Below are 20,399 nucleotides of genomic sequence, written 5' to 3'. Positions count from 1 at the left end.
CCTGACGCGCTTCAGGCGTGCAGAATCTTCCGCAGGGCTGTGACCAGCGCGGCGCATTGCTCGTCCGTGCCCACGGTGATGCGCAGGAACTGATCGATGCGCGCAGCCTTGAAGTGGCGCACGATGATCGCGCGTTGGCGCAGCGCCGCGGCGAGTTCTGCCCCGTCGCGTGACGGATGGCGGGCGAAGATGAAGTTTGCCGCGGATGGCAGGACGTCGAAGCCCAGTTCCGTCATCTGCGTGCTCAGCGCTTCCCTGCTCGCAATAACCTTGCGGCAACTCTGCTGGAAATAGGCTTCGTCCTCTACCGACGCCACTGCGCCGGCAATTGCCAGACGGTCCAGCGGGTAAGAGTTGAAGCTGTTCTTCACCCGCTCCAGACCCGCGATCAGGTCGGCATGGCCGATTGCAAAGCCGACCCGCAAACCGGCCAGCGAACGGCTCTTCGAGAAGGTGTGCACAACCAGCAGGTTCGGGTAACGGTCGACCAGTGGAATTGCACTGTCGCCGCCAAAATCCACGTAGGCCTCGTCAACCAGCACGACGGCTTCCGGGTTGCCGGCGACGATGCGCTCGACTGCTTCCAGTGGCAGCAGCCGACCCGTGGGGGCGTTGGGGTTGGGGAAAATGATCGCGCCGGCGCGGCGTTCACCTTGAGGTAGATAGTCCTCTACCCTCAAGGTGAAGTCCTCGGTCAGGGGAATGATGCGGTGAGCGATCTCGTACAGCCCACAGTACACCGGATAGAAGCTGTAAGAAATGTCCGGCATCCATAGCGGCAATTCGTGCTTGAGCAGGCCGAGAAAGGCGTGGGCCAGGACTTCGTCCGAGCCGTTGCCGACAAAGACCTGATCGGGGCGTACACCGTGACGCGCAGCCAGTGCCAGTTTCAGACGATCGGCGTTGGGGTCGGGGTACAGGCGCAGCGCATCCGAGGCGGCTGCCTGGATGGCCTCGATCACACGTGGTGATGGACCGTAAGGGTGTTCGTTGGTGTTGAGCTTGACCAGATTGTCGATCTTGGGCTGCTCGCCCGGTACATAGGGGGTCAGGCCGTGGGTGACGGCGCTCCAGAAACGGCTCATGCTTGATCTTTCCGCAAGGGGCTATGGGGTCGGTGCAATTCGTCAGGCGATGGTATCATGGCCCTTGATCCCTTCATCCGTAGCCCAATACTGTCCATGCGACACGCAGAAGTCAGCCGCGACACCCTCGAAACCAAGATATCGGTGCGCATCAACCTTGATGGCACCGGCCAAGGCACGCTTGAAACCGGCGTGCCCTTTCTGGATCACATGCTCGATCAGATCGTCCGGCACGGATTGATCGACCTTGATGTGCATTGTCAGGGTGATACGCATATCGACGATCACCACACGGTGGAAGATGTCGGCATCACCATTGGTCAAGCCTTTGCCAAGGCGCTGGGCGACAAGAAAGGGGTGCGCCGTTATGGCCATGCCTACGTGCCGCTCGATGAAGCCTTGTCGCGGGTCGTCGTGGATTTTTCCGGTCGTCCGGGGCTGCACTACTTTGTCGAATACACCCGTGCGCGCATCGGCAACTTCGATGTCGATCTGGCACGTGAGTTCTTCCAGGGGTTTGTCAATCACGCCGGGGTCACGCTGCATATCGACAACTTGCGTGGTGACAATGCGCACCATCAGTGCGAGACCATCTTCAAGGCCTTTGCCCGTGCGCTGCGCATGGCGGCCGAGCGTGACGAGCGTGCGGCAGGCGTGATTCCGTCTACCAAGGGCGCGCTCTGATCGGTAAGCGATCCACCTCCTTCTTCATTTTCATACGCGAGCACTGAAACGATGACCACTGTGGCCATCATCGATTACGGCATGGGTAATCTTCGCTCCGTCGCCAAGGCGATCGAGCATGTCGCACCGGGTCATCTCGTTCAGGTGACGTCGGATCCTGCCGTGGTGGCAGCGTCCGATCGGGTGGTGTTTCCCGGTCAGGGCGCGATGCCTGATTGCATGCGAGAACTCGATTTGCGTGGCTTGCGCACTGCGGTGCTCGATGCCGCTGCGTCCAAGCCCTTCCTCGGTATCTGTATCGGTCAGCAGATGTTGTTCGATCACAGCGAGGAAGGCGAGGTGGCGGGCTTGGGCATCCTTGCGGGGAATGTGATCCGTTTCCGTGAAGCCGAGATGCTGGCTGCAGACGGGGCTCGGCTGAAAGTGCCGCACATGGGCTGGAATGAGGTCTGGCAGGCCGGGCCGCACCCGATGTGGGACGGTATCCCCGATGGCGAGCGTTTCTATTTCGTGCACAGCTACTTTGTTGCGCCGGCTGATGAGGCGGTGGTCGCAGCACAAACCGCTTATGGCCGGCGCTTTACCAGTGCTGTTGCACGGGCTAATATCTTTGCGGTCCAGTTTCACCCCGAGAAAAGCGCCCACGCTGGATTGCGTCTGCTGTCTAACTTCATCCGCTGGGCGCCTTGATCCGCGACCATTCCCTTTCTCAACGTCAAATCCTATTCCGGTATGCTGCTCATTCCCGCCATCGATCTCAAGGACGGTCATTGTGTTCGCCTCAAGCAGGGCGAAATGGACGATGCCACCGTGTTCTCGGAAGAGCCGGCCGCCATGGCGCGCCACTGGATTGATCAGGGCGCACGTCGCCTGCATCTGGTCGACCTGAACGGCGCCTTTGCCGGTAAGCCCAAGAACGGTGCTGCGATCCGTGCCATTACCGACGAGGTCGGTGACGATATTCCTGTACAACTGGGTGGAGGTATTCGTGATCTCGATACGATCGAAACCTACCTCGACAACGGGATCAGCTACGTCATCATCGGTACTGCGGCGGTCAAGAATCCCGGCTTCCTGCATGACGCCTGCAGTGCGTTTCCTGGTCACATCATCGTTGGCCTGGATGCGCGTGACGGTAAGGTTGCGGTCGATGGCTGGTCCAAGCTGACGGGGCACGACGTAATCGACCTTGCGAAGAAGTTCGAGGACTATGGCGTCGAGTCGGTGATCTATACCGATATCGGGCGTGATGGCATGCTGTCCGGGGTCAATATCGAGGCGACGGTACGGCTGGCCCAGGCATTGCGCATTCCGGTCATTGCCAGTGGCGGTGTTGCCTCGTTGTCCGACATCGATGCGCTGTGTGCGGTGGAGGGTGAGGGCATCATGGGTGCGATCACCGGGCGAGCCATTTACGAAGGGTCGCTTGATTTCGCCGCGGGTCAGGCGCGCGCGGACGAACTCAATGGGCAGACCGCCTGATGCTGGCCAAGCGCATCATCCCCTGTCTGGATGTCAGTGCCGGGCGTGTCGTCAAGGGAGTCAATTTTGTCGAGTTGCGTGATGCAGGCGATCCTGTGGAGATTGCCAAACGCTACGACGAACAGGGTGCTGACGAGATTACGTTTCTCGACATCACTGCCAGTTCTGACGACCGGGACATCATCCTGCACGTGGTTGAACAGGTCGCCGACCAGGTCTTCATTCCGCTGACCGTGGGTGGGGGGGTGCGCACGGTCGACGATGTGCGTCGTCTGCTCAATGCGGGCGCGGACAAGGTCAGCATCAACACGGCCGCAGTCAACAATCCTCAGGTAGTTGCGGATGCCAGTGGCAAGGTTGGCAGTCAGTGCATCGTGGTCGCGATCGATGCCAAGCAGACCGCGCCGGGAAAGTGGCAGGTCTTCACCCACGGCGGACGCAATAATACCGGTCTGGACGCCATAGAGTGGGCGCAACGGGTCGAGGCGCTGGGTGCAGGCGAGATCCTGCTGACCAGCATGGATCGCGACGGCACCAAGATTGGCTTCGATCTGGGGCTGACACGTGCGGTCTCCGATGCCGTACGGATCCCCGTCATCGCCAGCGGCGGTGTCGGCACGCTTGAACACCTGGCCGAGGGGGTTTCAGCAGGTCGGGCGGATGCCGTACTTGCAGCAAGCATCTTTCATTTTGGTCAGCACACGGTACGCGAAGCGAAGGAATTGATGCGTGCCAGAGGAATTGAGGTGCGCCTGTGAGCAATGCCAATCGCTGGCTCAATGAGGTCAAGTGGGATGAGAACGGGCTGGTGCCGGTCATCGCCCAGGAAGCCACCACCGGCGACGTGCTGATGTTCGCGTGGATGAACCGCGATGCATTGCAGCGCACCGCCGAGACGGGTGAAGCCATCTATTGGTCACGTTCGCGGCGTAAACTCTGGCACAAGGGCGAGGAGTCCGGGCATACCCAGAAGGTGCGCGAGATCCGTATCGATTGCGACAACGATGTGGTGTTGCTCAAGATTGAGCAGGTGGGCGGCATTGCCTGCCATACCGGACGCCACAGTTGCTTCTTCCAGAAGTATTTCGCCGATGGCCGCTGGGAGGCTGTCGATCCGGTTCTGAAAGACCCGAAGGACATCTACTCATGATCGATATTGAAGTGCTGCATCGTGTTGCGGCAACGCTGGCTGAGCGCAAGAAGGCCGATCCCGATTCGTCTTATGTCTCCAGCCTGTATGCCAAGGGCACCGACGCCATCTGCAAGAAGGTTGCCGAGGAGGCGGCCGAAACCATCATGGCGGCGAAGGACAAGGACATGCTCCATGTGGTGTGGGAGGTGACCGATCTGTGGTTCCACTCCATGGTGCTGTTGGCGCATTTCGGCTTGTCGGTTGATGACGTGTTGGCCGAGTTTCGTCGGCGTGAGGGGGTTTCGGGCATCGACGAGAAGAAGTCACGCACGGCCTGAGTCCTGTCATGTCGGGCTGCGTCTTCTGCCGCATTGTGGGTGGAGAGCTCGCTGCGCGTAAGGTGTTCGAGGATGAGTGGGTGTTGGCTTTCCACGACATCGAGCCCTTGGCGCCAATTCATATCCTGGTCATCCCGAGGGTGCATATTTCGTCGATGGCCAGTCTGACGTCCGAGCACGAAGCTGTCATGGGGCGTCTGATGGTGGTAGCAGGACGTATCGCCCGGGAACAAGGCTGCAATGATGGGTTCAGAGTCATTGTGAACACTGGGCGGGTCGGCTTGCAGGAGGTGTATCATCTTCATGTCCATATTTTGGGTGGTCCGCAACCGCTGCCGCCCATGTTGAAGCGTTAAGGAGAGCGGTATGGGTTCATTCAGTATCTGGCATTGGCTGATCGTTCTGGTCATCGTCATGCTGGTTTTCGGCACCAAGAAACTGCGCAATATCGGCCAGGATCTGGGCGGCGCGGTCAAAGGGTTCAAGGACGGTATGAAGGAAGCGGATACCGCGGCCGATGCCTCTTCCCAGCAGAAGATTGCTGCAGGCCAGACCATCGAAGGCGAGGCGCGTGAGAAGGTCGAGAAGTCTTCCTCCTGAAATGCTTTGATCTGCGAGCAAGGGGCGCCTTAGCGCCCCTTCGTTTTCGCCCTGGGCAGGAAAAATGTTCGATTTCGGTTTTTCGGAACTCGCCGTCATCGGCGTGGTGATGCTGATCGTGGTGGGCCCCGAGCGGCTGCCCAAGGTTGCACGTACGGCGGGTCACTTGCTGGGACGTCTGCAGCGTTATGTGTCGGATGTGAAGTCCGATATCCAGCGCGAAATGCAGCTCGATGAGCTGAAGAAGCTTCAACAGCAGGTTCAGGAGCAGGCGCGTGAGGTGGAAACCTCGGTGCGCTCGCAGATGGACCGTTTCGAGTCCGGTGTCGGTGATGCCGTCACCGATCTCAAGTCCGCGCTGCCCGATGGTACTGCCCCTATCGGCCAGGGAGTGGCAAATACCGCGCTGAGTGATGCTGGACCGCAGCTAGAGCTTGGGCTGGATTCGGAGAAACGTCAGTCAGTACCGGCGGACAAGGCATGAGCGAAACCCAGGAAACTTTCATTGCGCACCTCATCGAGTTGCGTGATCGCATGTTGCGGGCCATCGTCGCCCTCGTCATCGTCTTTGTCTGTCTGATGCCGTGGGCCGGCGACATTTACGACGTCCTTGCCAAGCCGATGATGGATACCTTGCCGGAAGGTACCCACATGATTGCCACCGGTGTCGTCACGCCATTCTTTGTGCCGGTCAAGGTCACCATGATGGTGGCTTTCGTGCTGGCTTTGCCGGTGGTGCTGTATCAGGCCTGGGCGTTCGTCGCGCCAGGGCTGTACGCGCATGAGCGCAAGCTGGCGATCCCGCTGGTTGCCGGCAGTACCTTGCTGTTCCTGCTGGGCATGGCGTTCTGTTACTTCTTCGTGTTCGGCACGGTTTTCCGCTTTATCGCCGAGTTCGCGCCAAAGAGCATCGTTCCCGCGCCGGATATCGAGCAGTACCTGTCCTTCGTGATGTCGATGTTCATCGCCTTTGGCCTGACCTTCGAGGTGCCGGTGGCGGTTATCCTGCTGGTCAAGACGGGTGTGGTCAGCATCGCCAAGCTGAAGGAGGCCCGGCCTTACGTAATCGTCGGTGCCTTCGTGATCGCGGCCATCATTACGCCGCCTGATGTGATCTCGCAGTTCATGCTGGCTGTGCCGATGTGTCTGCTGTTCGAACTCGGCATCATCATTGCTGGCATGATCTCCAAGCCGGCGCCCGTCTCGGACTATGTGCCACCATCGACTGACGAGATGGACCGGGAGCTGGATCGTATCGAAGCGAGCGAGCGCGACGCCAAGTAAGGTCAGGGCTCGATTCACGCCGGGCATCGACCAGATGCCCGGCGTGGCGTGTTTCAGCGTACTGCCTGAGGTGTCGGACGACGACCGACTGCGACTTTCAGTTCGATTTCCTCGCCCGAGCGGCGGACACGGAAGCTTGCAGTTTTGCCTGGCGGCAGGGCTGCGACCATTTCGAGCATGCCTTTCGGGTCTTGCACCGAGCGCCCATCGACGTCTAGCAGGATGTCGCCGGGGCGAATGCCGCCTCGTTCCGCCGGACTGCCTCTCAGCACGCCTGCGATCAGTGCCCCCGCAGTGTTGCGCAGGCCAAAGGTGTTGGCCAGCTCCGGGGTCAGTTCACGAATTTCCACGCCCACCCAGCCGCGTACGACTTCACCGGAGGCAATGATCTGCTCCAGCACGTCGCGTGCGATGGAAACCGGGATGGCAAACCCGATGCCGAGTGAGCCACCGGAGCGCGAGTAGATCGCGGTATTGATGCCGACCAGACTGCCGCTTCCGTCGACAAGGGCGCCGCCCGAGTTGCCAGGGTTGATCGCTGCATCGGTCTGGATGTAGTTCTCGAAGGTGTTGATGCCGAGCTGGCTGCGGCCGAGGGCCGAGATGATGCCCATGGTGACGGTCTGGCCAACGCCAAAGGGGTTGCCGATGGCGAGCACGACGTCGCCTACACGCAGTGGCTCGCCTGTTGCAAAGGTGATCGCCGGCAGTACGGTATCGGTCTGGATGCGCAGTACGGCCAGGTCGGTTTCCGGGTCGCGGCCAATGACGCGGGCGGCATACTTCCGTCCGTCGTTGAGTGAGACTTCGATTTCGTCAGCGGCTTCGATGACGTGGTTGTTGGTCAGGATGTAGCCTTCGGGGCTGACGATGACGCCCGAGCCCAGCCCTGCGCTCCGTTGCGATTCGTTGTTGCCGTCACCAAAAAAATGGCGGAACAAAGGGTCGTTCATCAGCGGGTGGCGCTGGGCACGACTGGATTTGCTGGTGAAAATGTGGACGACGGCGGGCATTGATCGCTCTGCGGCATCCGCATAGGATCCAGGGGCCGTGGACGGCGCGGGTGCGCGCGGTGTCTCGAAGATGGAGATGACGGCATCTGGCGTGGCGTCATGAAGCCATTCCGGTTTCAGGGTATTGAGTACGAACAGAACCGCGACGCTTGCGGTCACGGCCTGTGCAAAGATCAGCCACAGGCGGCGCATAATGGAAACTCGATTTCAGGACAGGATGGCGGCACGAGAAACAGGCCGCAGGACAGGGGCAGGAATGAGGGTGGGGAAACCATGCAATTGACAGCCTTGCAGGCTCATCTGGACGGGGTGATGGAGTCGGCCCGACTGCGGGATTATTGCCCAAACGGATTGCAAGTGGAAGGTCGGCCGGAGGTCGCCCGGGTGCTGTGCGGCGTGACCGCCAGCCAGGCCCTGCTTGATGCTGCGGTCGCCGGCGCTTACGACGCAGTGCTGGTGCATCATGGCTATTTCTGGAAGGGTGAGGATGGGCGCGTCGTTGGCATGCGCAAGCGTCGGCTTGCAACCCTGCTGCAGCATGACATCAGTTTGTTCGCCTATCACCTGCCGCTGGACGTGCATCCCGAGTTGGGTAACAACGCACAGCTGGCCCGCTTGATGGGTTGGTGCGCGGACGGGCGTTTTGGCGAGCAGGATATCGGTTGGTTGGGGGTGCCCGAACGCGCGGGCGGGACGGCGGCCGAGCTTGCCGAACAGTTGGCCCTGCGCCTCGGTCGCGAGCCGGTGCTGGTGGGGGATCCGGCGCGGCCGGTGGGCCGGCTTGCATGGTGCACCGGAGGCGCGCAGGGCTATTTCGAGCAGGCGATTGCTGCGGGTGTGGATGTCTATGTGTCGGGTGAAATATCCGAACAGACCACTCACATTGCGCGCGAGTCCGGTGTGCCGTACATCGCAGCGGGACATCATGCGACCGAACGCTATGGTGCCATGGCGATGGCTGGCTATCTGCGCGATGTGCTCGGTCTGGAGGCCAGTTTCCTGGATCTCCCGAACCCCGTCTGACTGTCGGCGCCAGGCGCCCTGCCGGGCTGGCCTAGTGTTTGCTGTCCAGCGCGCCCGGCGGGATCAAGGTGGTTGGCGGGCCGTTGTGGGGTGGCTCGGTTTCAGGGGGGTCGTCGTAGGCCGCCGCCGGTCGTGCTTCTGGCTCCAGCTCCGCTTTGTAGGGGCCCAGCTGCTGCTCGAGTACCGCGTTCAAGCAAAGAATGTCGTCAATGACTGTCAGCGGGAAACCCTGCCGTGTGCCATCACGGTTATCCCGTAGCAGTCGTTGCAGATAGGCTTGGCATTCACGTGTCCCCCAGGTCTCTTCAACGGTCTTGATCAGGTGGGGCATCTTTTCCAGGGCGTCGGGGGCGCTGCGTGCCTCATCGAAATTGTCCCAGGTGACGGCCTTGACGTTGAAGGTCTTGTTCAGTTGCCGCGCAAGGCCATCGAACTCGGCACGAAGCCCCGCTGCACGATAAACCTCAAGGAGCTTGAGCCACGGGGTAACGGCTTGCTTGGGATTGCCGCGAATAAAGTCCGCAAGGGTTTCCGCGGCACCATGGACCCGCCCGAAGCTCATCATGATCTCGGCAAGTTCGATGGCAGAGTCGTGTTCTTCGACCTCTTCTTCCTCCGCCAGCGGGCCCAGCCCATAATCGGCGGTCTCGGTTGTCGCCCCGTCCCACTCTAGCGGTGCAACGCCGGCAACGTGCAGGGACGCCGTCGTGTCGGGTGCGGATGGCTGGGGTGGGGCGTTGTCAGTGACTTGCGTCGTGGTGGGCTTTGGTGTGTTCGTTACCGCGGTGGACGAGGCCTGTGTCCGGGCGTCAGCTCGGCCACGGCGTGAGCGCTGGATCAGCGTCAAGGCGATGACACCGGTCCCAAGCCCTAGCAGCAACGGCAATAGCCAGTCGAAGACTGAAGACGGTGTGGGCTCGGGAATGGCTGGTGGCGTGGTGCCGGCCGCCTGCGGGCTTGGGGCAACAACCGTCGGGGCGGGAAGCTGGGCAACCAGGTTGGCCTGTTCGATCAGCCGTGCCTGAATCTGCTCGAGTTCCTTTATCCGTTCCAGCAACTCCATCTGCATGATGGTGGTGCGGTCGATGGCCGATGCAACCTGTTGCTCACGTTGCGCCAGGGACGTTTCAGAAAGCGGACTGAGCTTGATCTGGCCGGAGGCAACAGAGGCCGGTAGGTTTGTTGTGGGCTGGTCTGGCGCGACCACCAGCCTGTCTTCACCTGCCCCTGTCGGCAAGGGGCTGAGTGGGGCGGGAATGGTTGCAGGCTGTGATGCGGCAGGCGCCGAGGGTTTGGCGGGGCGTGGCTCCGCTCTTGCTGGCGTCGTCGCCGGGCGAGCGGTTGCGCTCAGTCGCGCCAGGTCCGGGATGTTGAGGGTGGTGCCTGGAGGCAAGGGGGTTGTCGCCGAGCTGCCGTCGCTGAAGATATCCTGATTGGCCCTCAGTGTTTCGCGTACAAACCGCCTACGGGTATCGGTATCGTGGGGGTAGAGGGCTTTGCCCAGGCTGTCGAGCGATTCGCCAGGTGCTGTCACCCAGGTCCGGGCATCGCCGCGCGTAGGGCGTTTGCTGGCAGTTGGGCTGGCGGCTTGCTGTGTGGCCGCCAGTACAGGTGCGGTCACCGGGTAAGGAAACAGCAAGGTGTATTGCTTGCGGAAACGCGCTTCGCAGGCGTCGACGAGCGTGAGGCTTGCTGCGGGCTCCATCATGGCTTCGGCGGCGCTCACCACCAGCCGGGTGTCGGCACCGCTGCCGGTGATGCTGATACGGGCGCGTCTTATGGAGGGCAAGCCGTCTGTCGACGACTCCGGGCTGACCACACGCAGGCACGACGGATCTCGAAGCCGGTTGCCAGGGGCAGCGATCTCGACGCGTAGCGGAGCGCCGATCGGTGACAGGGATAGAATTTCTCCGAAGACCGTCGCGTGCACGGTTGCGGGTATGCCCAGTGACAGGCTGGTGACGAGTAGGGCGATCCGAGTCCGTCTTGTTTTCATATTCCGCGTGGCCGGCGGTTGCGTAAGGTCATGTTGGCGTTTTTATCAGACTATTGTGCGGCATTCCAGTGGAGATGCATGTTCAGGCGGAATTATTCGAGATTTCGGCGCGCACTTGTCATGCTAACGCTTTCGTACAGCCTTGGCCGAGACGGAAAACGGTTTAAACTCATGTATCCATACGCCTGCGTACGTCCATCATGCCGCTTCCCATTCCTGCTTGTGCCCGAGAAAGGGTTCATGTCCGCCGCATCGAGATCGAGGGATATCGACGCGAGGATGGTCTGCTGGAGCTCGATGCCAGCCTCGTCGATGTCAAGGATCAGGATTATCCGATTGCCTCTGGCGTTCGTCCGGCCGGAGAGCCCGTGCATCTGATGCGTGTGCGCATCACGCTGGATCAATCCTTTACCATCCTGGCCGCAGAGGCCTGTTCCGACAGGGTGCCTTACCCGGGCGATTGCGACACGATCGGACCGGCCTACCAGCAACTGGTGGGATTGAATCTGGTGAGGGGGTTTCGCAAGACGGTTGGTGAGATGTTTGCCGATGTCCGGGGGTGTTCTCACCTGTCGGAGTTGCTGCTGTCTCTGCCGACTGCCGCGATCCAGACCTTCGCGACCTTCCGGCGCGACAACGAAGATCACGGTGAGAAGCCGTTTCAGCTCGATCGTTGTCACGCCCTGGAGACCTCGTCTGCCGCAGTGCAGCGTTACTACCCGCGCTGGTACCGGAAAGGCACCCTGTGATCGCTGTTACAAAGGCTGTTTGCGCCCGTGTGCATTGCAGAAATCCGGTTATAATTTGGTGTTCTTGCGGTTACCACGCATTGCAGTGGCCTGCCAATGGACAGGTCGGGTGTACGCGCCCGGCCGATAGCGGTGGGCGTCGGTCGAGGGAGACGGCGTTCGTCGTGGAGCGAAGCTCCGAAGCGTCCCATCAACCTGCTCGCGGCGCTCTGTACGCCACGACTTCGATCGAAGGGCAACCATGAAGATTCATGAGTATCAGGCAAAAGAAGTTCTAAGAAAGTTCGGCGTCGTGACGCCGCGTGGCATCCACTGCACCAGCGTTGAAGGCGCAGTGAAGGCAGCCGAAGAGCTTGGCGGCAAGATCTGGGTGGTCAAGGCCCAGATTCACGCCGGCGGCCGCGGCAAGGGCGGCGGCGTCAAGCTTGCCAAGTCGCTTGACGAAGTGCGCAAGTATGCGTCCGAGATCCTCGGCATGCAGCTCATCACTCATCAGACCGGACCGGAAGGTCAGAAGGTGCGCAACCTGCTGATCGAGGAAGGCGCTGACATCCAGCATGAATACTACGTTGCTGCACTGACCGATCGTGCTACCCAGCGCGTCGCCATCATGGCGTCGTCCGAAGGCGGCATGGATATCGAGGAAGTTGCCCACAATACCCCCGAAAAGATCCTCAAGGTGTTTGTCGATCCGGCAACGGGTCTGACCGACGCTCAGGCGACCGAACTCGCCAAGGGTATCGGCATGCCCGATAGCTCGGTCGCGCAGGCGGTCGATGCACTCAAGAAACTCTACACCTGCTACATGGAAACCGATGCCTCGCTGGCGGAAATCAATCCGCTGATCCACGAAGGCAATGGCACGGTGAAGGCCCTGGACGCCAAGTTCAACTTCGACTCCAACGCGCTTTATCGTCATCCCGAGATCGTCGCCTATCGCGATCTCGATGAGGAAGATGCCGACGAAATCGAGGCCTCCAAGTTCGACCTCGCCTACATCAGCCTCGACGGCAATATCGGTTGTCTGGTCAATGGCGCCGGTCTGGCGATGGCGACCATGGACACGATCAAGCTGTTCGGCGCCGAGCCGGCCAACTTCCTTGACGTTGGTGGTGGCGCGACCACCGAGAAGGTCACCGAAGCTTTCAAGATCATGCTCAAGAACCCCAAGGTCAAGGGCATTCTGGTCAACATCTTCGGCGGCATCATGAAGTGTGACACCATCGCTACCGGCGTGGTGACTGCAGCGCGTGAAGTCAACCTTTCCGTCCCGCTCGTGGTGCGCATGAAGGGCACCAACGAAGACCTCGGCAAGAAGATCCTCGCCGAGTCGGGTCTGCCGATCATCTCCGCCGACACCATGGCGGAAGCTGCGACCAAGATCGTCGCTGCGGTCAAGTAAGGAGCGTTGCGAATGTCTATCCTGATCAATAAAGACACCAAGGTCATCACCCAGGGCATCACCGGCAAGACCGGCCAGTTCCATACCGAAAAGTGCCAGGAATACGCCAATGGCAAGAACTGCTTCGTGGCTGGTGTGAACCCCAAGAAGGCTGGCGAGAAGATCTTCGACATCCCCATCTACGCTTCGGTGAAGGAAGCCGCTGCCGAGACGGGTGCAACCGTGTCCGTGATCTACGTGCCGCCCGCTGGCGCCGCCGATGCGATCTGGGAAGCGGTCGAGGCCGATCTTGATCTGGCAATCTGCATTACCGAAGGCATTCCTGTTCGCGACATGCTGATCGTGCGCAACAAGATGAAGGCCAAGGTTGCTGCCGGCGGCAAGGAAACCCTGCTGCTGGGTCCGAACTGCCCGGGTCTGATCACGCCGGACGAAATCAAGATCGGCATCATGCCGGGCCATATCCATCGCAAGGGTCGTATCGGTGTGGTGTCGCGCTCCGGCACGCTGACCTATGAAGCGGTTGCCCAGTTGACTGAAATCGGCCTGGGTCAGTCGTCGGCGGTCGGTATCGGTGGCGATCCGATCAACGGTCTGAAGCACATCGATGTGATGCGCATGTTCAACGACGATCCGGATACCGATGCGGTGATCATGATCGGCGAAATCGGCGGTCCGGACGAAGCCGAAGCTGCCCAGTGGTGCAAGGACAACATGAAGAAGCCCATCGTCGGCTTCATCGCGGGTGTCACTGCGCCGGCGGGCAAGCGCATGGGTCATGCTGGTGCATTGATCTCTGGTGGTGCGGATACCGCCGATGCCAAGCTCGCCATCATGGAAGAGTGTGGCTTCAAGGTGACGCGTAACCCGTCCGAGATGGGCAAGCTGCTCAAGGCCATGCTCTGATTCGGTCCAGGACGAAGCACTGAAAGAAGCGCCGGGTGACCGGCGCTTTTTTTTCGAGCCCGGACATGGGGCGCTAGAATGTACACGTCGTGGTGTCATGTGGCCGGCAGGGTCTTTTTCCAGTTGAGGGCCGGGTGAGAGTCGATAATCCAGACGACCGGGGAGATGGCGTGACCGGAGGCTCCGGTGAGCGCTTGAGGTGCGCCAGTCTGTCGCATGTCGGTTGTGTTCGTGCGCGCAATGAGGACGCGGTCTGGGTGGACGAGGCGCATGGCTGGTTGTTGCTGGCTGATGGAATGGGTGGGTATCGGGGAGGGGATGTTGCAGCGGCGCTGACCATCAGTCAGATGTTGCATTGCCTGCAGGATCGTCTGTCGCAGGATCCGCCATCCGAGGTCTGCGCTGAAGCCTTGCTGCAGGGCGTGGTGGCCGCCAATTCCGCGATCCGCTGCACCGCCATGGGAATGCCTGAGTTGGCGGGGATGGGGGCGACGCTGGTCGCTGCCGTGCTCGATCGCCGACATCTCGTTCATGTCCATGTGGGAGACTCGCGGCTGTATCGTCTGAGGCGTGGCGTGCTGACCTGTCTGACGCGTGATCACACGGTGTTGCAGGAGCAGATCGATGCCGGCATGATCGACGCCAGTGAGGCGGGAACCCTGTCGTATCGGGGGTTGCTGACACGTGGGGTCGGGGTGGCTGAAGAGGTTGTTCCGGACATCGGCGTGCATCCGCTGCAAGCCGGGGATCGTTTCCTGTTGTGCTCTGATGGTCTGACCGACATGTTGGTCGAGGCCGAGATCGCTGGCTTGCTGTCAGGTGCGCTGGAGCCTGAAGAGGCGGCTCAGGCGCTGGTTGAGGCTGCGATTGCGCATGGAGGGCGGGACAATGTGTCCGTCATCATTGCGTGGTTTGCCGGCTAGGGTCATCATTGCGTCTTGACGGTACGTGTGTGCCGATTGTTATACGGGTGTGGGCAATGCCGAAGCTGATCTTGAGCATGGATGGTCTGGTGCTGAAGGAGATCTCCCTGGACAAGGAGAGGATCTCGATCGGGCGCAAGCCCAACAACGACGTGCAGATCGACAACCTGGCGATCAGCGGTCAACACGCGGTGATCACCAGTATCCTCAATGATGCCTTTCTCGAGGATCAGAACAGTACCAACGGTACCTATGTCAATGGGCAGCCGATCAAGAAGCACGTGCTGCAGAACAATGACGTGATCGAACTTGGCAAGTACCGGCTCAAGTTCTTGACTGATGCGACTCAGTCGGGGCTGTCGTCGTCGGACTTGGTCAGCACTGCGGCACTCAAGCCCTTCGATATCGGTGCCAGCATCAGTGACAGCGGTGCGGTGGCGGCAGCGGCTGATAGCAGTGCCACGGCGACGCAAGTCCTGCCCATGGATGCGCTCGAGCGGTCAACGCCGGTTGCCGCTACTGTCGACCAGCTGGGCGTGATTCAGGTGCTCAGTGGCGCCAACGCCGGACGTGAGCTTGAGTTGAGCAAGTCGCTGACCACGCTGGGCAAGCCTGGACGGCAAGTGGCGGTGATTACCCGGAGGCCACACGGGTATTTCATCACGCATGTTGAAGGCGCAACGTTTCCGACTGTGAACGGGCGTACGCTCGATGCACAGGCGCATCGCCTTGCCGACCATGACATCATCGAGATCGCGGGTGTCAAGATGGAGTTCTTCCTGCGCGCCTGAGCGCCATGCCTCGTGATATTTGCCATAGGGGCTTCGTGGCCAGAGTGCTATTTTTCTCGCAGAAGATGTGAAGGCAGAGGTGTATGGCAGTGATCCGGTCCGCCTGGGTGAAAAAGCGTTCATGAAGCTCACGGTGCTCGGGTGCAGTGGCGGGATTGGTGGTGCCTCGGCGCGTACCACGGCCTTTCTTGTCGATGACGATGTGTTGGTCGACTGTGGTACCGGCGTCGGTGATCTTGAGCTGGATGCACTCAAGCGAATTGACCACATCTTCATCACGCATTCTCATCTCGACCACATCGCCTCGATCCCCCTGCTGGTGGATTCGGTGGGGGATGGACGAGGATATCCGCTTACGGTGTACGCCACACCAGAGACCCTGCGTATCCTGCGTTCGCATATATTCAACTGGTTGGTGTGGCCTGACTTCAGTTCGATACCGGATCGTCAGCGGCCTTTCATGCGTTTTCAGCCAATGTTGCTTGGCGAGTCCGTGTCGCTTGGCGGTCGGGTCTTTACCGCCCTCCCGGCACACCATACGGTACCTGCAGTGTCGTATTGCATCGATAGTGGGCAAGCGCAGTTGCTGTATTCCGGCGATACAGCGTACTGCCCTGAGTTGGTCGAGGCGATCAACGCCTTGCCGGCCTTGCGCCACCTGATCGTTGAAACCGCCTTCCCGGATGAACAGCGAGGTCTGGCAATGGCATCACGCCATTTGTGCCCGGGAATGCTGGCGACCATGCTGAGCGAATTGTCTGTCGCGCCCGAGGTGTATATCAGCCATCTCAAGCCCGGCATGGGCGAGCGTATCCTGCAGCAGATCGAGAGTCATGGCGGGCGCCTTCGCCCGCAAGCATTGGTGCAGGGACAGGTCATCGAATTCTGAACCGGTCGCTGCATCGTGTATCGGTAGAATTCGTCCATCTATCACGTTGAGTCGGGTATCGGAAATGAGTGTGAGCGGCAAGGTGGGTGGGGCGGGTGATGTGGCGCGCAGGCTGGCCTTCTTCAAGGGGCTGCAGGCGATCACCACGCGCATTCATGCCACGCATGATATCGACGAGATCATTTTCGAGCTGTCAGCCGAGTTGTGCGTGCTGTTTGATGCTGTTCGCCTGACAATCTACACCGTTGATGAGACTGGGGCAGCCATTGTCACCAAGGTCAAGCTTGGTCTGAATTCGGTTCAAAGCATCCGCTTGCCGATCGCGGAGAACAGCATTGCCGGCTACGTCGCGCTGACGGGAAAGACGGTCAATCTTCCCGATGTCTATGATCCGGCAGCATTGAAGGCGATTTCCCCGCAGCTCGAGTTCCGCCATGAAGTGGACGACAGCACCGGGTTTCGCGCCCGCGAGATGCTGGCCGCAGCGATCAATGACCCGGAAAGCGGCAAACGGGTGGGTGTGATCCAGCTGATCAACAGCAAATCCGGTACGCCGTTTTCGCCTGTGGCCGAAGAGGGGCTGCTGGGTTTGGCGCAGACGCTTGGAGTGGCGCTTTCAAGGCATATCCAGGCGCCAGCGCATCTGCGATCGCGTTTCGACGCCCTGGTGGCAGACGGTAGGATCACTGCCGAGGAGCTTGGTGAGCTGACCCGTGAAGCGCGTGACAGTGGGGCGCCGCTGGAATCGCTGCTGCTGGGCAATCTGGGCTTGAGTGCGGTCGATCTGGGCGAGGCAGCTGCGCGCTTTTACGGTGTTCCCTACGAGCCATTCAATCCCAATCGGGTGAAGCCGATGGATCTGTTGCGCTACCTGAAGCGCGACTATGTACAGCAAAGCCATTGGTTGCCACTGGAAGAGACCAACGAAGGCGTCGTGATCCTGGCTGTCGATCCGGAGCAGGTCAAGACCTCGCGGATTGCGCAGAACGTCTTTCCCAAAAAGCGCCTGGTCTTTCGCGTAACCACTCGAGATGAATTCGAACGGACCGTCAATCAGTTCTTCGAGCCCTCGCTCGAGATGGGCTCGGTCAGTGACCTGTTGTCGGACATGGATGAGGGCAGCGATGACGCCAGTTTTGGCGATGACGTCAACGCCGCATCCGACAACGAGTTGGTCAAACTGGTCAACAAGGTCATCATCGATGCTTACAAGCAGGGCGCGTCGGATATTCACATCGAGCCGCGTCCGGGCAAGGAAAAGACCCTGATCCGGTTCCGCCGCGACGGCACCCTGGTGCCCTACATCGAGGTGCCCGCGAGCTATCGCAATCCGCTGATTACCCGCATCAAGATCATGTGCGACCTGGATATCTCAGAGCGTCGCAAGCCGCAGGACGGCAAGATCAAGTTCCGCAAGTACGCGCCGCTCGATATCGAGTTGCGTGTCGCGACCTTGCCGACCGCCGGTGGGCTGGAAGATGTGGTCATGCGTGTCCTGTCGAGCAATGAGCCGGTGCCACTTGACGGGCTGGATCTGAGCGAGGGCAATCTGGATGCGCTGAAGGGGGCGGTTGCCAAGCCGTACGGACTGTTCTTCGTCTGTGGTCCGACCGGGTCGGGCAAGACGACGACACTACATTCCATCCTTGGGTATCTGAACACCCCGGAGACAAAGATCTGGACGGCCGAGGATCCGGTAGAAATCACCCAGAAAGGCTTGCGCCAGGTTCAGGTCAATCGCAAGGCCGGACTCGATTTTGCGACCATGATGCGGGCCTTCCTGCGCGCCGATCCGGACGTGATCATGGTGGGCGAAATGCGCGACAAGGAGACGGTGGCAGTTGGTATCGAGGCCTCGCTGACGGGCCACCTGGTCTTTTCCACGCTGCACACCAACAGCGCTCCGGAGTCGGTGGTCCGCTTGCTTGATATGGGTATGGACCCGTTCAATTTTGCTGATGCCCTGCTGGGTGTGCTGGCCCAGCGACTGGCAAAGCGATTGTGCAAAAACTGCAAGGTGGCCTACGAACCTGATCATGCCGAGATCGACCACCTGCTGGACGAGTACTGTGCGGACATGCAGGGAACGCCCGCCTTTGTGGCCAACCCGGTAGCAGCGCGTGAAGCGATCCTGTCGCTGTGGCGTGCGCGTCATGCCAACGATCAAGGCAAGTTTGTGCTTTACCGCGCGAATGGTTGCCCGGAGTGTACTCAGGGTTATCGGGGGCGGGTGGGGCTGCATGAACTGATGTTGGGGAGCGACCACATCAAGGAGTTGATCCTCGAGCGTGCAAGAGCGAGCGAGCTACTGGGGGCGGCAATGAGCGATGGGATGCGGACCCTGCGTCAGGACGGTATCGAAAAAGTCCTGGCGGGGCTCACCGACATCAAGCAGGTACGCAAGGTCTGCGTGCGTTGATCTTGCTCGCGGCCCGGACGGATCCGCACGATCTGTCCGGCGCCGGTTAGAATCGCGGCTTCGATCCTTTCCGGAGTCCGCCCATGTTCCGTATTGCACCCAGCCTGCTGTCCGCCAATTTTGCCAAACTGGGTGAGGAGGTCAGCAATGTGGTCGCCGCTGGCGCCGACTGGATTCATTTCGACGTGATGGATAACCATTACGTTCCTAACCTGACCATCGGCCCCCTGGTGTGTGAGGCGATCCGTCCGGTTACCACGGCACCGATCGATGTACACCTGATGGTCAAGCCTGTCGATCGCATCGTGCCGGATTTCGCCAAAGCAGGTGCCAACATCATTACCTTTCACCCGGAAGCCTCGGAGCATGTCGATCGCACCCTTGGACTGATCCGCGATTCGGGGTGTCAGGCCGGGTTGGTGTTCAACCCGGCGACGCCCCTGCATTACCTGGACCACGTCATGGACAAGCTCGATGTGATCCTGCTGATGAGTGTGAACCCCGGTTTTGGTGGGCAGAAGTTCATTCCGGAAACCCTTGCCAAGCTGCGCGCTGCCCGTGCGCGGATTGACGCTTACACGGCGGTCACCGGGCGGCGGATCCTGCTGGAGATCGATGGCGGGGTAAAGGTCGACAACATTGCCGAGATCGCACGTGCAGGCGCTGACACCTTTGTGGCTGGATCGGCGGTGTTCGGTGCGGGTAGCGACAGTGATCCGAATCGTTACGACAGCATCATTGGCAGCCTGCGCGCTGAACTGGGCAAGGTGCGTGCATGAGCCATTATGCGCCCCATGCGGTGTTATTTGATCTCGATGGCACCCTGCTCGATACCATCGGCGATCTGGCTGAAGGTGCCAACCGGATGCTGGCCGAGCTCGACCGGCCCCTGCGCAGCCAGGAGGAGATCCACAGTTTCGTTGGCAAGGGCATCCCCAATCTGGTTGCCCGCTGCATGACCGAAAACGCACGAGCCACCGCGGCGGAGATCGATCATGCGGTGGCCGTGTTCCGGCGTCATTATGCTGAAGTCAACGGCCAATCCACACGCATCTATCCTGGCGTGCTTGAGACGCTCGAGGCGCTCAGGGGGCAGGGGCGCAAGCTGGCCGTGGTAACCAACAAGGCCGAGGCCTTCACCCTGCCGCTGCTGCAGCGGATGAAGATCGACGACTATTTCGATGTGGTCGTGAGTGGCGACACGTTGACGGTGAAGAAGCCCGACCCGGCCGTGCTGCATCATGCCTGCACCCTGCTCGATATTTCGCCATGCGAGGGCTTGATGATCGGCGACTCGGCCAACGATGCGCTGGCCGCGCGCGGTGCTGGCATGCCGGTGTTGCTGGTCAGTTATGGCTACAGCGAGGGTGTGCCGGTGGACACCATCGAATGCGATGGGCTACTATCGACCGCGATCGAAGTGCTGGACCATATCATCCCGCGCTGACATCTTCCGCTCCGTCAGGCATCTCCACTACAGATCGAATCGTGACGTACGCATACCAGGTTTCGCACCACACCCTGTCCAAGGCTTCCGGCTTCCGCTCTACGTGGCGGGCTGGTTGGCGTTGGCCTGTGGGCCACTGATACCGCGAACCCTTTGCGGGTCGCCGGATTGCACCGCTTGATGCGCCCTGTCCGGCCTGCCCGCAGCACACTGTCCGAATCAACTCATCCCATGTG

The 20,399-nt window shown here is 60.4% G+C and carries 23 protein-coding genes; 20 read left to right on the top strand and 3 right to left on the bottom strand.

The annotated features are described in order from the left end of the window. Nucleotides 1-11 precede the first annotated feature (11 nt). Complete coding sequence (hisC, locus tag DNK49_RS06150) at nt 12-1,085, bottom strand: histidinol-phosphate transaminase (RefSeq protein ID WP_110523456.1); 1,074 nt, start codon at nt 1,083-1,085, stop codon at nt 12-14. Between the two features lie 96 nt (nt 1,086-1,181). Here hisC and hisB point away from each other — a divergent pair, with 96 nt between their 5' ends. From hisB to tatC, 10 genes are all read left to right on the top strand, one after another. Then, nucleotides 1,182-1,769, top strand: coding sequence for an imidazoleglycerol-phosphate dehydratase HisB (hisB, locus tag DNK49_RS06145; RefSeq protein ID WP_110523630.1), 588 nt, complete (start codon nt 1,182-1,184; stop codon nt 1,767-1,769). Nucleotides 1,770-1,820: 51 nt separating this feature from the next. Further along, a complete protein-coding gene (gene hisH, locus DNK49_RS06140; protein WP_110523455.1) occupies nt 1,821-2,459 on the top strand; it encodes an imidazole glycerol phosphate synthase subunit HisH in 639 nt (212 codons plus the stop codon). Nucleotides 2,460-2,501: 42 nt separating this feature from the next. Then, nucleotides 2,502-3,251 (top strand): 1-(5-phosphoribosyl)-5-[(5-phosphoribosylamino)methylideneamino]imidazole-4-carboxamide isomerase, encoded by a 750-nt coding sequence (gene hisA / locus DNK49_RS06135; protein ID WP_110523454.1) that lies wholly within the window; start codon nt 2,502-2,504, stop codon nt 3,249-3,251. Continuing rightward, a complete protein-coding gene (gene hisF, locus DNK49_RS06130) occupies nt 3,251-4,009 on the top strand; it encodes an imidazole glycerol phosphate synthase subunit HisF (RefSeq protein ID WP_110523453.1) in 759 nt (252 codons plus the stop codon). Before hisA ends, hisF begins: the two co-directional genes overlap by 1 nt. Next, nucleotides 4,006-4,401: a phosphoribosyl-AMP cyclohydrolase gene (gene hisI / locus DNK49_RS06125; protein WP_110523452.1), complete on the top strand. Its 396-nt coding sequence runs from the start codon at nt 4,006-4,008 to the stop codon at nt 4,399-4,401. The genes hisF and hisI overlap by 4 nt, the downstream gene beginning before the upstream one ends. Beyond that, a complete protein-coding gene (locus DNK49_RS06120; RefSeq protein WP_110523451.1) occupies nt 4,398-4,721 on the top strand; it encodes a phosphoribosyl-ATP diphosphatase in 324 nt (107 codons plus the stop codon). The genes hisI and DNK49_RS06120 overlap by 4 nt, the downstream gene beginning before the upstream one ends. A gap of 8 nt (nt 4,722-4,729) precedes the next feature. Then, complete coding sequence (locus tag DNK49_RS06115) at nt 4,730-5,077, top strand: histidine triad nucleotide-binding protein (RefSeq protein ID WP_110523450.1); 348 nt, start codon at nt 4,730-4,732, stop codon at nt 5,075-5,077. 10 nt (nt 5,078-5,087) lie between these two features. Beyond that, nucleotides 5,088-5,321, top strand: a complete 234-nt coding sequence (gene tatA / locus DNK49_RS06110; protein WP_110523449.1) for a Sec-independent protein translocase subunit TatA — start codon at nt 5,088-5,090, stop codon at nt 5,319-5,321. Between the two features lie 64 nt (nt 5,322-5,385). Continuing rightward, nucleotides 5,386-5,805, top strand: coding sequence for a Sec-independent protein translocase protein TatB (gene tatB, locus DNK49_RS06105; protein WP_110523448.1), 420 nt, complete (start codon nt 5,386-5,388; stop codon nt 5,803-5,805). Continuing rightward, a complete protein-coding gene (tatC, locus tag DNK49_RS06100) occupies nt 5,802-6,605 on the top strand; it encodes a twin-arginine translocase subunit TatC (protein ID WP_110523447.1) in 804 nt (267 codons plus the stop codon). Before tatB ends, tatC begins: the two co-directional genes overlap by 4 nt. 53 nt (nt 6,606-6,658) lie before the next feature. Here tatC and DNK49_RS06095 read toward each other — a convergent pair whose 3' ends face one another. Continuing rightward, nucleotides 6,659-7,810: a Do family serine endopeptidase gene (locus DNK49_RS06095; RefSeq protein WP_110523446.1), complete on the bottom strand. Its 1,152-nt coding sequence runs from the start codon at nt 7,808-7,810 to the stop codon at nt 6,659-6,661. An 81-nt stretch (nt 7,811-7,891) separates the two neighbouring features. Here DNK49_RS06095 and DNK49_RS06090 point away from each other — a divergent pair, with 81 nt between their 5' ends. Then, nucleotides 7,892-8,641, top strand: coding sequence for a Nif3-like dinuclear metal center hexameric protein (locus DNK49_RS06090; RefSeq protein WP_110523445.1), 750 nt, complete (start codon nt 7,892-7,894; stop codon nt 8,639-8,641). A 31-nt stretch (nt 8,642-8,672) separates the two neighbouring features. Here DNK49_RS06090 and DNK49_RS06085 read toward each other — a convergent pair whose 3' ends face one another. Next, entirely contained in the window at nt 8,673-10,430 is a 1,758-nt protein-coding gene (locus DNK49_RS06085) for a type IV pilus assembly protein FimV (protein ID WP_110523444.1), read from the bottom strand. Between the two features lie 407 nt (nt 10,431-10,837). Between DNK49_RS06085 and DNK49_RS06080 the strand changes: the two genes are divergently transcribed. The 9 genes from DNK49_RS06080 (at nt 10,838) to DNK49_RS06040 (ending at nt 20,163) form a co-directional block, all read left to right on the top strand. Further along, on the top strand, nt 10,838-11,386 hold the full coding sequence (locus tag DNK49_RS06080) for a DUF2889 domain-containing protein (RefSeq protein WP_110523443.1): 549 nt from the start codon (nt 10,838-10,840) through the stop codon (nt 11,384-11,386). A gap of 241 nt (nt 11,387-11,627) precedes the next feature. Further along, complete coding sequence (sucC, locus tag DNK49_RS06075) at nt 11,628-12,788, top strand: ADP-forming succinate--CoA ligase subunit beta (protein WP_110523442.1); 1,161 nt, start codon at nt 11,628-11,630, stop codon at nt 12,786-12,788. A 12-nt stretch (nt 12,789-12,800) separates the two neighbouring features. Beyond that, on the top strand, nt 12,801-13,694 hold the full coding sequence (gene sucD, locus DNK49_RS06070) for a succinate--CoA ligase subunit alpha (RefSeq protein ID WP_110523441.1): 894 nt from the start codon (nt 12,801-12,803) through the stop codon (nt 13,692-13,694). Nucleotides 13,695-13,864: 170 nt separating this feature from the next. Further along, complete coding sequence (locus DNK49_RS06065) at nt 13,865-14,617, top strand: PP2C family protein-serine/threonine phosphatase (protein WP_110523440.1); 753 nt, start codon at nt 13,865-13,867, stop codon at nt 14,615-14,617. A 56-nt stretch (nt 14,618-14,673) separates the two neighbouring features. Then, the gene (locus tag DNK49_RS06060) at nt 14,674-15,408 is read left to right on the top strand and encodes an FHA domain-containing protein (protein ID WP_110523439.1); all 735 of its coding nucleotides are present in this window, start codon (nt 14,674-14,676) and stop codon (nt 15,406-15,408) included. 121 nt (nt 15,409-15,529) lie between these two features. Next, the gene (locus tag DNK49_RS06055; protein ID WP_110523629.1) at nt 15,530-16,297 is read left to right on the top strand and encodes a 3',5'-cyclic-nucleotide phosphodiesterase; all 768 of its coding nucleotides are present in this window, start codon (nt 15,530-15,532) and stop codon (nt 16,295-16,297) included. 64 nt (nt 16,298-16,361) lie between these two features. After that, nucleotides 16,362-18,716, top strand: a complete 2,355-nt coding sequence (locus DNK49_RS06050) for a GspE/PulE family protein (protein WP_110523438.1) — start codon at nt 16,362-16,364, stop codon at nt 18,714-18,716. A gap of 83 nt (nt 18,717-18,799) precedes the next feature. Further along, on the top strand, nt 18,800-19,495 hold the full coding sequence (gene rpe / locus DNK49_RS06045; RefSeq protein ID WP_110523437.1) for a ribulose-phosphate 3-epimerase: 696 nt from the start codon (nt 18,800-18,802) through the stop codon (nt 19,493-19,495). After that, a complete protein-coding gene (locus tag DNK49_RS06040) occupies nt 19,492-20,163 on the top strand; it encodes a phosphoglycolate phosphatase (protein WP_110523436.1) in 672 nt (223 codons plus the stop codon). Before rpe ends, DNK49_RS06040 begins: the two co-directional genes overlap by 4 nt. Nucleotides 20,164-20,399 lie beyond the last annotated feature (236 nt).

The organism is Parazoarcus communis SWub3 = DSM 12120 (assembly GCF_003226565.1).
Classification (GTDB): Bacteria; Pseudomonadota; Gammaproteobacteria; order Burkholderiales; family Rhodocyclaceae; genus Parazoarcus; species Parazoarcus communis.
Note: the sequence above shows the minus strand (reverse complement) of the source record. Positions and strands in the feature narration are given on the sequence as shown.

Coding starts and splice junctions, on each gene's coding strand:
- hisA (WP_110523454.1), top strand. CDS start 2,502: ATGCTGCTCATTCCCGCCATCGATCTCAAGGACGGTCATTGTGTTCGC.
- DNK49_RS06120 (WP_110523451.1), top strand. CDS start 4,398: ATGATCGATATTGAAGTGCTGCATCGTGTTGCGGCAACGCTGGCTGAG.
- sucD (WP_110523441.1), top strand. CDS start 12,801: ATGTCTATCCTGATCAATAAAGACACCAAGGTCATCACCCAGGGCATC.
- hisB (WP_110523630.1), top strand. CDS start 1,182: ATGCGACACGCAGAAGTCAGCCGCGACACCCTCGAAACCAAGATATCG.
- tatA (WP_110523449.1), top strand. CDS start 5,088: ATGGGTTCATTCAGTATCTGGCATTGGCTGATCGTTCTGGTCATCGTC.
- sucC (WP_110523442.1), top strand. CDS start 11,628: ATGAAGATTCATGAGTATCAGGCAAAAGAAGTTCTAAGAAAGTTCGGC.
- tatB (WP_110523448.1), top strand. CDS start 5,386: ATGTTCGATTTCGGTTTTTCGGAACTCGCCGTCATCGGCGTGGTGATG.
- DNK49_RS06090 (WP_110523445.1), top strand. CDS start 7,892: ATGCAATTGACAGCCTTGCAGGCTCATCTGGACGGGGTGATGGAGTCG.
- tatC (WP_110523447.1), top strand. CDS start 5,802: ATGAGCGAAACCCAGGAAACTTTCATTGCGCACCTCATCGAGTTGCGT.
- rpe (WP_110523437.1), top strand. CDS start 18,800: ATGTTCCGTATTGCACCCAGCCTGCTGTCCGCCAATTTTGCCAAACTG.
- hisC (WP_110523456.1), bottom strand. CDS start 1,085: ATGAGCCGTTTCTGGAGCGCCGTCACCCACGGCCTGACCCCCTATGTA.
- DNK49_RS06115 (WP_110523450.1), top strand. CDS start 4,730: ATGTCGGGCTGCGTCTTCTGCCGCATTGTGGGTGGAGAGCTCGCTGCG.
- DNK49_RS06080 (WP_110523443.1), top strand. CDS start 10,838: ATGCCGCTTCCCATTCCTGCTTGTGCCCGAGAAAGGGTTCATGTCCGC.
- DNK49_RS06095 (WP_110523446.1), bottom strand. CDS start 7,810: ATGCGCCGCCTGTGGCTGATCTTTGCACAGGCCGTGACCGCAAGCGTC.
- DNK49_RS06050 (WP_110523438.1), top strand. CDS start 16,362: ATGAGTGTGAGCGGCAAGGTGGGTGGGGCGGGTGATGTGGCGCGCAGG.
- DNK49_RS06060 (WP_110523439.1), top strand. CDS start 14,674: ATGCCGAAGCTGATCTTGAGCATGGATGGTCTGGTGCTGAAGGAGATC.
- DNK49_RS06055 (WP_110523629.1), top strand. CDS start 15,530: ATGAAGCTCACGGTGCTCGGGTGCAGTGGCGGGATTGGTGGTGCCTCG.
- hisF (WP_110523453.1), top strand. CDS start 3,251: ATGCTGGCCAAGCGCATCATCCCCTGTCTGGATGTCAGTGCCGGGCGT.
- DNK49_RS06040 (WP_110523436.1), top strand. CDS start 19,492: ATGAGCCATTATGCGCCCCATGCGGTGTTATTTGATCTCGATGGCACC.
- hisH (WP_110523455.1), top strand. CDS start 1,821: ATGACCACTGTGGCCATCATCGATTACGGCATGGGTAATCTTCGCTCC.